13 protein-coding genes are annotated in these 9,376 nt (G+C 38.3%); all 13 read left to right on the top strand.

Going from position 1 to position 9,376, the window contains the following annotated elements; translation table 11 throughout:
• On the top strand, positions 1 to 1,138 hold a 1,138-nt coding region (secY, locus tag K0B81_08280; GenBank protein MBW6516590.1), incomplete at its 5' end, for a preprotein translocase subunit SecY.
• Complete coding sequence (map, locus tag K0B81_08275; GenBank protein ID MBW6516589.1) at positions 1,138 to 1,893, top strand: type I methionyl aminopeptidase; 756 nt, start codon at positions 1,138 to 1,140, stop codon at positions 1,891 to 1,893. The genes secY and map, both read left to right, overlap by 1 nt.
• Before the next feature lie 8 nt (positions 1,894 to 1,901).
• The gene (gene infA / locus K0B81_08270) at positions 1,902 to 2,120 is read left to right on the top strand and encodes a translation initiation factor IF-1 (GenBank protein ID MBW6516588.1); all 219 of its coding nucleotides are present in this window, start codon (positions 1,902 to 1,904) and stop codon (positions 2,118 to 2,120) included.
• 8 nt (positions 2,121 to 2,128) lie between these two features.
• Positions 2,129 to 2,245 (top strand): 50S ribosomal protein L36, encoded by a 117-nt coding sequence (gene rpmJ, locus K0B81_08265; GenBank protein ID MBW6516587.1) that lies wholly within the window; start codon positions 2,129 to 2,131, stop codon positions 2,243 to 2,245.
• A 68-nt stretch (positions 2,246 to 2,313) separates the two neighbouring features.
• On the top strand, positions 2,314 to 2,688 hold the full coding sequence (rpsM, locus tag K0B81_08260; protein MBW6516586.1) for a 30S ribosomal protein S13: 375 nt from the start codon (positions 2,314 to 2,316) through the stop codon (positions 2,686 to 2,688).
• 10 nt (positions 2,689 to 2,698) lie between these two features.
• Positions 2,699 to 3,094, top strand: coding sequence for a 30S ribosomal protein S11 (rpsK, locus tag K0B81_08255; GenBank protein ID MBW6516585.1), 396 nt, complete (start codon positions 2,699 to 2,701; stop codon positions 3,092 to 3,094).
• Between the two features lie 14 nt (positions 3,095 to 3,108).
• Positions 3,109 to 3,738, top strand: coding sequence for a 30S ribosomal protein S4 (gene rpsD, locus K0B81_08250; protein ID MBW6516584.1), 630 nt, complete (start codon positions 3,109 to 3,111; stop codon positions 3,736 to 3,738).
• Between the two features lie 49 nt (positions 3,739 to 3,787).
• A complete protein-coding gene (locus K0B81_08245; GenBank protein MBW6516583.1) occupies positions 3,788 to 4,792 on the top strand; it encodes a DNA-directed RNA polymerase subunit alpha in 1,005 nt (334 codons plus the stop codon).
• An 89-nt stretch (positions 4,793 to 4,881) separates the two neighbouring features.
• On the top strand, positions 4,882 to 5,274 hold the full coding sequence (gene rplQ / locus K0B81_08240; protein ID MBW6516582.1) for a 50S ribosomal protein L17: 393 nt from the start codon (positions 4,882 to 4,884) through the stop codon (positions 5,272 to 5,274).
• Between the two features lie 181 nt (positions 5,275 to 5,455).
• A complete protein-coding gene (locus K0B81_08235) occupies positions 5,456 to 5,941 on the top strand; it encodes an SLBB domain-containing protein (GenBank protein MBW6516581.1) in 486 nt (161 codons plus the stop codon).
• Between the two features lie 14 nt (positions 5,942 to 5,955).
• Complete coding sequence (locus K0B81_08230) at positions 5,956 to 8,256, top strand: polysaccharide biosynthesis tyrosine autokinase (protein MBW6516580.1); 2,301 nt, start codon at positions 5,956 to 5,958, stop codon at positions 8,254 to 8,256.
• Entirely contained in the window at positions 8,189 to 9,055 is an 867-nt protein-coding gene (ispE, locus tag K0B81_08225) for a 4-(cytidine 5'-diphospho)-2-C-methyl-D-erythritol kinase (GenBank protein MBW6516579.1), read from the top strand. The genes K0B81_08230 and ispE overlap by 68 nt, the downstream gene beginning before the upstream one ends.
• Positions 9,052 to 9,360 (top strand): septation regulator SpoVG, encoded by a 309-nt coding sequence (gene spoVG, locus K0B81_08220; protein ID MBW6516578.1) that lies wholly within the window; start codon positions 9,052 to 9,054, stop codon positions 9,358 to 9,360. Before ispE ends, spoVG begins: the two co-directional genes overlap by 4 nt.
• Positions 9,361 to 9,376 lie beyond the last annotated feature (16 nt).

Genomic DNA, 9,376 nt, shown 5'->3' with positions numbered 1-9,376 from the left:
CATGTTTGTTGGTGGAAATTTTGAGCGTGCTTCCGTTTTTGCTTTAGGTATCATGCCGTACATTACAGCTTCAATTGTTATTCAGTTATTAGGGAGCATCATTCCCTTTTTCGAGAAATTGAAAAAAGAGGGAGCCGAGGGGCAGAAAAAGATAGCTCAGATCACCAGATACGGTACAGTTATAATAGCTGCTTTTAATGCCATCGGGATCAGTTTCTTTCTGCAGTCGCTGGAGAGTGCCAGCGGAATGAGAGCCGTTACTAATCCCGGATTTATGTTCATCTTTACAACGGTGGTTACTTTGGTAACCGGGACAATAGTCATTATGTGGCTTGGTGAACAGATAACAGAATTCGGTATCGGAAACGGTATATCATTGATCATTTTTGCCGGTATTATTGCCCGATATCCTCAGGGATTCATACTGATGTTCAATATGATCAGAGCTGGAGCTATGAGTATCTTCATGGGTCTTTTAGTGTTGATCATCATGGTGGGGGTTACGGCAAGTGTCATTCTGGTGACTGAAGCGATGAGGAAAATACCTGTCCAATATGCAAAACGGGTAGTTGGCAGACGCATGTATGGCGGGCAGAGTACTCATATTCCTCTAAGAGTTAATACTGCTGGTGTGATTCCGATCATATTTGCCCAATCGGTTATTATGTTCCCCAGAACGATTGCCACTTTCTTTCCGGCAAGTGATTTCATGAATGTAGTAATACGATGGTTATCACCGGGAGAGTTCATCTATACAACACTTTATGTGCTTTTAATAATATTCTTCGCCTATTTCTACACAGCAATAATTCTCAATCCGGTGGAAATGGCAGAGAACATGAAGAAGTACGGTGGATTTATACCCGGCAAAAAGCCAGGCAAAAAGACCGCAGAGTATATTAATAATGTACTGACCCGCATAACACTTCCCGGGGCAATATTTTTTGCTTTTGTGGCAGTGTTACCGGAATTCATGACCAAATTCACTAATCTTCCTTTTTATTTTGGTGGCACAGGTTTGATCATTATTGTTGGTGTTGCTCTGGACACACTTCAGCAGATAGAATCACATCTAGTAATGAGACACTATGAAGGTTTCATGAAGAAAGGTAAATTAAGAGGTCGCAGCGGAAGATAATGGCTCAGTATAGAAGCGATAAGGATATCCAGGGGATCACAGAGTGTTGTAAGATAGTAGCAGAAGTTCTGAATGAACTCTATTCTTACATCAAACCGGGTATAACAACCATAGAGATCGAAAGAAAAGCAGACCGGATAATTAAAAACAATGGAGCTTTTCCTGCTTTCAAGGGTTATACAATTCCCGGTCTTCCACCCTATCCTGCAGCTATCTGTGCTTCTATAAACTCCTGTATCGTACATGGAATACCAAGAGAGGATGTTATCCTGAAAGAGGGTGATATAATCGGTATAGATGTTGGTGTTGGCAAAAACGGATATTTTGGTGATGCTGCTAAAACTTATGCAGTTGGCTTGATCAGCAATGATGCCAGAATTTTAATGGAAGTTACTGAGATCTCACTCAGCAACGGAATAGAACAAGCGGTTGAAGGTGCATCAGTGGGAGATATATCCTATGCTATCGGAAGTTATGTTACCAGCAAAGGTTTCTATGTTGCTGATAGATTAACCGGACATGGTGTAGGTAAAAATTTGCATGAAGAACCGATGATCCCCAATCATGGTGTAAAAGGTAACGGAAGGCGTCTGATCAAGGGGATGACTTTAGCTATTGAACCGATGGTAAATTACGGAACTAATCAAGTAAATGAGATTGGTTGGGAGTTCTTTGTCGCCGATAATTCTTTATCGGCACATTATGAACATACTATTTTAATAACCGATCACGAACCGTTAATTTTAACCCAATAGGTGAAATTATGGCAAAAACAGGTGTCATTGAAGTCGAAGGAGTTGTAAAGGAAGCATTGCCAAATACTTTCTTTCGTGTACAGTTAGAGAATGGTCATGAGATACTGGCTCATAGTTCAGGGAAAATGAGAATGCATTATATAAGGATACTACCTGGTGATAAAGTAAAAGTTGAATTATCACCTTATGATCTTAACCGAGGTAGAATAACCTATAGGTATAAATAGGAGAAATTATGAAAGTTCGTTCATCTGTCAAAAAAATGTGCAAAGATTGTAAGATCATTGTGCGTAACGGCATAGTAAGGGTTCTATGTCCAAGCAATCCTAAACATAAACAGAGACAAGGATAAATAAGGGTGAAATGGTGGAAAGGTAAAAAGACCCGACTACTACATGAGATAAATTAAGGAGGAAAAGATTGGCACACATAGCTGGAATTGAGATTCCCAATAACAAACGGGTAGTTATTGGATTGAGTTATATTTACGGTATCGGCAAACCTACAGCTCAGCAGATATTACGCAAAGCTAATGTCGATGAAAATAAGAAAGTCAAGGACCTGTCGGTAGAAGAAGAAAAGGCAATCAGGGATATAATTCAAAATGATCACATCGTTGAAGGTACACTCCGGACGCAGGTTACCATGAATATAAAACGTTTGATGGAAATTGGATCTTATCGGGGTCTTCGTCATAAGCGTGGTTTACCGGTAAGGGGTCAAAGAACACATACTAATGCCAGAACAAGGAAGGGTCCCAGACCCGGTTCTTTGAGTGCAAAAAGAAAGAAATAGGGGAGAATGAATGGCAAAGAAAGCAACAAAAAAGGTGAAGAAGAAAAGAGTAAGATTGGCTTTTGATGAGGGAATCGCCTATGTTCACTCCAGTTTTAACAATACTATAGTATCGATCACCGATCAGGCAGGTAATGTAATTGCTTGGTCGAGCGGTGGCAAGATCGGTTATAAGGGTTCAAAAAAGAGCACCCCTTTTGCTGCGCAGTTAGCTGCTGATCAGGTTTCCAAAGCTGCAGCCGAAATGGGTATCACCAAAGTTAAGGTCATAGTCAAAGGACCTGGTGGTGGCAGAGAAGCGGCGATCAGATCTATCAATGCAGCCGGCATGAAAGTGGTCATGATCAAAGATACTACCCCGATCCCGCATAACGGTTGCCGACCACCTAAACAGAGAAGAATATAACGGAGACAGACAAAATGGCAAGATATACAGGACCATCATGCAGATTATGCAGAAGAGAAGGAACAAAACTCTTTCTGAAAGGTCTGCGTTGTAATACTGAAAAATGTTCTTTTGATCGCCGGAAATATGCCCCGGGAGATCATGGACAGGGATTTAGAAAAAAGGTAAGCGATTTTGGTATCCATTTGCGGGAGAAGCAGAAGGCAAGACGACTTTATGGGGTCTTGGAAAAACAGTTCCGCAAGTATTTCCAGATCGCAGAGAAAAAAACAGGTATCACAGGCGAAAATTTGCTGCAGATATTAGAAATGAGATTAGATAATCTCGTCTATAGAATGGGTTTTGCACCGTCAAGAAATGCTGCTCGACAGCTGATCAGTCATGGACATTTTATAGTCGGCAACAGAAAGGTAGATATACCTTCCTATATAGTTAAGCCGGGACAAGAGATCATGGTTGCTGAGAAGAGCAGAAAACTCGATATGATTCAGGAAGCTATGGAAGCAACTACAGATCTGGCGAAATTTGAATGGTTTGCGGTTGATAAAGATAGTTTCAAGGGTACCCTGATCAATGTTCCTTTAAGAGACCAGATCCCGGTTGAAATAGACGAACGCTTGATAGTAGAATACTATTCGAAATAGAGAACCACAACGCGTAACACTTAACCCGTAACGAATCAAAGGAGGTTTAATGAATTATTTATTGCCGATCCAGTTTCCGATCAGCATAGATGTTGATAAAGAAAGCTATACTTCCACTTTTGGAAGGTTTGAGTTGGGTCCACTGGAACCCGGATATGCCATTACGGTTGGCAACACCTTGAGAAGGGTCTTGTTATCTTCTATTCAGGGTGCAGCTATCAGGTTTGTGAAGATAGAGGGGTTGCATCATGAGCTATGTCCGATACCCGGCAGTAATTCCGATTTTATTGACCTGATCTTAAGATTGAAGCAGTTAGTTTTTCAGGTTGATACTCTCAAAGAGATAAAGATAACTCTTGAATTTAAGGGACCGGGCAAGATCTTCGCCTCGGATATTGATCTCCCTGCCGGAAATCAGATTATTAACAAGGATATGGAATTGCTGGAATTATTAGAAAAAACAGATTTCAGAATGGAGATGTGGGTAGGTGCCGGCAGAGGTTATGTCTCTTCTGATGAACAGGATATAGAAGATAAACCAACCGGGGTCATTCCGATAGATTCTATTTATTCGCCGATCACCAAGGTAAATTTTTACACTACTAAACAAAGGGTCGGTGAAAAGATTGACTATGATAAACTTACTATTGATATCTATACTAATGGGTCTTTAGATCCTCAAAAAGCACTCTTCATCTCTGCCAAATACCTCAAGGATCTCTATGAAAAGATCTCCGTTTTTGAAGAAGAGCCCTCCTATATCGAGGAGAAAGAGCTTGATCCCCGCTTAGATGAGATGGACAAATTACTTAATCTGCCGGTTAAAGAGTTGGAATTAACAGTTAGATCAGCCAATTGTCTGGAAGCTGCTCAAATAGATACACTTGGCGATCTGGTAGAAAAAACAGAAGCCGAAATGCTCAAATATCGTAATTTCGGCAAAAAATCACTGGAAGAGATCAAGATCCTCTTAACAAAATTCAATCTCTCCCTGGGAATGGATGTCGGATCAATCCGCTCCGAGATTGAAAAAGCCAAAAAGAAGATGATCTGACCCTTCACCCTTCACCAAAATTGGTTGCTCCCTCGATGAAGCTTCCAGTTTTGGTGGAGGGAAACATAACATAAAAAGAGGTTAAAAAAATGAGACATAAAGTAGAAGGACGAACTTTAGGACGCGAAAAAGGACACCGCAAAGCCCTTCTCCGCAATCTGGTCAGTTCCCTGATCATCAACGAACGGATCAAGACGACCCATACTAAAGCGTTGGAAACGAAAAAACTTGCTGAAAGAGTCATCACCTACGCAAAAAAAGGAACGGTTCATCATCAAAGATTGATCTTTAGTATTGTGCATGATCGTGATCTGGTAAAAAAAGTGATGACCGATATTGCTCCTAAACTCTCAGAACATAACGGTGGCTATACCCGGATAATTAAGAACGGATATCGTCGTGGTGATTCTGCCCCGATGTCCTTAATAGAGTGGATCTATTATCTTCCGCCGGAACCAAAAAAGAGCAAAAAAGAAGATTGATCCCGATCTGCTCTTTTAGTCCCTTAACATTAAGCTCATCAATGATAGATGGAAAAACCGGTTTATTGTAATGAATTATATATCAGGGAGTTCTTATCATAAAGCAGATCGTACCTCACGATCCTGCTTATTAGTCCTTGACTTAAATCTAATTAAATTATTTGCTAGATAAGGAGGAATAGTGAGAACTCTTTTTTTTACTGTTTTCCTGTTTATAATATCCTGCACCCTGTGGGCACAGGCAGATCCGGTTCCTTCCATTGGAACCTCATCGGCTTATGTCTATTCAGGACCCAGCGGAGTTATTGATCAATTAAAAATATACACCTATATCTGGGGACAAGTCAGAAATCCCGGTTTGTATTTAGTACCTGATAACACAGATCTGTTAACCCTGATCTCTTTAGCAGGTGGACCAAATGAAAATGCTAAACTTGCCAGAATTAGAATAGTAAGATCGAGTCGTTTCGGTGAAGAAGTTATCTGGGTTGATTTAAGAGAATACCTTGATTCAGGTGATTCATCTCTCATCCCTATTATGAGACCCGGCGATACGGTTATTGTTTCTGGTACTACCTTTTATGCATTTTCAAAAGTTGCAGATTTTCTGTCAAAAGTTGTTATTGTGTTAAGTGTTTACAGTGCAATAAGAAATATTGGTAGTTAACTAGAGGGGCTTATATGAATAACCAATATGATAACAATATATACAAAGAAGATGAACATATTCATGAACAAGAGATAGATCTATTAGGATATTTAAGAATATTTATCAAGTATAGATGGATAATTCTGATCAGCTTGTTGTTTGTACTCGCCTTATCTTATTTTATCACTTCTAGGGCAACAAGAATATACCAAGCAAGTACTAGAATATTACTCGAAACAACGACTCAAAGTGATTTGTTTTTTGCTGCACCTGTGTCTGGTAATACTACTGTTAATAATACTATTGAGATTATTAAAAGCAGACCAGTACTGGAAATGACATATGAATTAACAAGAAGGCACCCGAATTTTCAGGAGTTACCAATAGCAACATCAACAAATCCTGTGAATTATTTACGGAAGGTACAAACTGAGCATAAGAGGGATACCAACATTTTAACGATTAGTTTTTCGTCTACTAGTCCCCTGGAAGCTTCTTTAGTACCTAATTTTGTTGCTCAGGCACTAATAGAGCAGATAACTCAGTATGAAAGAGCTGAATTGAATAATATAAAGGATTTTTTGGAAGATCAGGTTGAAATTGTATCTACCCGTTTAAGATTAGCAGAGGAAGATTTAAGAGTCTTTAAAATTGAACAGGGTGTTTTGCTTTTATCCGAAGAGACGAGAGCTTTGATTAACAGATCGGCTGATGTTGAAGCTGCTTATGAAGAAGCAGTTACAGAGAGGAATATAATATCTCAAAAGATTGATTATTTAAGACAAGAGTTAGGTAGACAGGACGAGTTGTTTATTGATGTGAATTCGATAATCACTTCTTCTTTGATTGAATCAGCGAGAGCAGAAGTAGTGTCTATCCAGACAAGAATAACAAATTTAATTACTAGAAATGAATACCCCATAGATCATCCAGAGATTATACAGCTTAATCGTCAACTTCAAAATGCAAAAGACAATCTCAATAATGAAATTCAGAGAGTTTTGGCAGTACAAGAAGGATCTACAGATCCCCTAACATACCGTGGAAGCATAACCGAAAAGATATCTCTTGCCCTCATTGATCTCAATGTAGCTGAATCAAAGGTAAATGCTCTACGACAAACTGTTGCAGAATACAATATTGGACTTTCCTTGTTGCCGGATAAAGAAGTAGAATTAGCCAGATTAGAGAGAAATTATCGCATCAACGAGAAAATCCATACAATGTTAGTTGAAAAGTATGAAGATGCCAAAATAGCAGTCCAGGCAAAATTAGCCAATATTAGATTACTGGAAGAATCATCTGTTCCGGGATCACCAATAAAACCCAATAAGAGATTAAATTATCTAGTCGGCTTAATAATTGGTTTAGGTATTGGTCTTGGTTCTTCATTAGTGCTAAATTCTTTGGATACTAAAATACATACTCTTGATGATATGCAAAGATCCGTAAATATACCGATTTTCGGTACAATTCCCCATATTAGAATATCTGAATCGGATCAGGTAGATCTACTGCAGAAACTAAAAAAAGCTGAAGGGGATGAGAAAGCTGATCTGTTAGAAACCCAAAGCTTAATAGAAGCAAGATTAATATCACATTATGCGCCAAAATCACCTGTTACAGAATCATATAGAACTCTGAGAACAAATATTATTGCTCGCAAGAAAACAGAAGGTCCTATATCAATCGGCATAACCAGCTCAGCACCTAAAGAAGGGAAAACTACTACGATAGCTAATCTTGGTATAACAATGGCTCAAACTGAGTCAAAAGTTGTCTTAGTTGATTTTGACCTTAGGCGACCAATGATAGGAAATCTGTTTAACTTAGAAAAACATAATGGTGTTTCAGATTTCTTAATTGATCCGGAAACGAAGATAGAGCAAGTAATAAAACTAACTAAAATACCCAACCTACATGTTGTTACAAGTGGTCACATTCCTCCCAATCCTTCAGAGATAATCTCATCTCCAAGAACAGACTTAATGATCAGGGAATTGAAAGAACGATATGATTATGTACTAATTGATTCTCCTCCTGTTATAGCCGTAACAGATGCTTTGATCTTAGCCAAAAAAGTTGATATGATATTGCTTGTTGTTAAAGTTGACTATGTAGAAAAGGATATAATAAAAAGATCTAAGGAGATGATGTCTATAGTTGAGACTAGTTTTACCGGCGCGATTGCAAATGGTATAGAAGCTCATAAGTATTATAGAGGTTATAGTTTTTATTACTACTATTACAGCAATTATTATTACTATGATGAAGATAAATCACCCAAGAAACCAACTAAGGCATATATCAGAAAACTCTTACGCAAAAGTTAACATTTTTCTTGAGATCCTAAGCAAGAGAAATGACGGATACCATCAGATAAGAACAATATACAGTGAGATTGAGCTTTGTGATAAAATGACATTTCTTTTGACAAAAGATGGGGATGTTAAATTTTGGTCTGATATAGATTTAGGGAAGCTGTCAGATAATACAGTTTATAAAGTTGCTTCACTAATTAAGGAAAGATACAAAGTTAAGGAAGGAATTGAGATTAGGTTGGAAAAAAAAATTCCTGTTGGTGCGGGATTAGGTGGTGGCAGCAGCAATGCAGCTACAACGATCAAGGTCTTACGAAACTTATGGAATCTAGATCTTAGAGAAGATGATATGCATAGTTTAGCAGCAAAGGTTGGAAGTGATGTAAATTTTTTTCTGATTGGTGGCACTGCTATGGGAGAAGGAAGAGGTGAACGAGTAAGAATATTAGAACCAATAGACTTCGAGATGATTCTTTTGGTAAAACCTGACTACGGTATTAGAAGTGGAGATGCCTATCAATTAGTCACAGAATATGGAGACAACCAAAACTGGAAATATTTACTTAACGAAAAGGATGCAAGATATTGTTTTAACAGGTTTGATAGTGTGCTTAGAGCAAGATATCCTGAAATAAACGAGATTGTAGATTATATGCTAGAAAATGGAGCAATAAAAGCTATAGTATCTGGAAGCGGATCAACGGTTATTGGTTTTTATGATAACCAGCAGACTTATGATTATCACTATGATTATTATAATGAAAAAGGGTTTTGGTGCTGCCAAACAAAAACAAAAAGGAGATTACAATGAACATTACAGACGTTAAGGTGGTAAAGAGAGAGGCAAATCAATTACGAGGATTTGCTACAATCATCATTGATGACGCATTTGTCGTAAAAAATATCAAAATCATTCAAGGGAAAAATGGTCTTTTCATAGCCATGCCTAGTTATAAGCTAAAGAATGGTGAGTATAAAGATGTCGCACATCCCTTGAACACTGAAACGAGAAATCGATTAGAAGAGCTTATCTTGGCGAAGTACAACGAGTTAACATCAGAAGATTTTGTAGAAAATAGTGATGATGAAATGAAGGAAGAAGTGGTTGAAGACTAAGTAGCTTCAGAGAAAA

The sequence above is a fragment of the Candidatus Cloacimonadota bacterium genome (assembly GCA_019429305.1).
Lineage (GTDB): Bacteria > Cloacimonadota > Cloacimonadia > Cloacimonadales > JAJBBL01 > JAHYIR01.
This window is presented reverse-complemented; position numbering and strand designations above follow the sequence as displayed.

Coding starts and splice junctions, on each gene's coding strand:
- map (MBW6516589.1), top strand. CDS start 1,138: ATGGCTCAGTATAGAAGCGATAAGGATATCCAGGGGATCACAGAGTGT.
- infA (MBW6516588.1), top strand. CDS start 1,902: ATGGCAAAAACAGGTGTCATTGAAGTCGAAGGAGTTGTAAAGGAAGCA.
- rpmJ (MBW6516587.1), top strand. CDS start 2,129: ATGAAAGTTCGTTCATCTGTCAAAAAAATGTGCAAAGATTGTAAGATC.
- rpsK (MBW6516585.1), top strand. CDS start 2,699: ATGGCAAAGAAAGCAACAAAAAAGGTGAAGAAGAAAAGAGTAAGATTG.
- rpsD (MBW6516584.1), top strand. CDS start 3,109: ATGGCAAGATATACAGGACCATCATGCAGATTATGCAGAAGAGAAGGA.
- K0B81_08245 (MBW6516583.1), top strand. CDS start 3,788: ATGAATTATTTATTGCCGATCCAGTTTCCGATCAGCATAGATGTTGAT.
- rplQ (MBW6516582.1), top strand. CDS start 4,882: ATGAGACATAAAGTAGAAGGACGAACTTTAGGACGCGAAAAAGGACAC.
- K0B81_08230 (MBW6516580.1), top strand. CDS start 5,956: ATGAATAACCAATATGATAACAATATATACAAAGAAGATGAACATATT.
- ispE (MBW6516579.1), top strand. CDS start 8,189: ATGATGAAGATAAATCACCCAAGAAACCAACTAAGGCATATATCAGAA.
- spoVG (MBW6516578.1), top strand. CDS start 9,052: ATGAACATTACAGACGTTAAGGTGGTAAAGAGAGAGGCAAATCAATTA.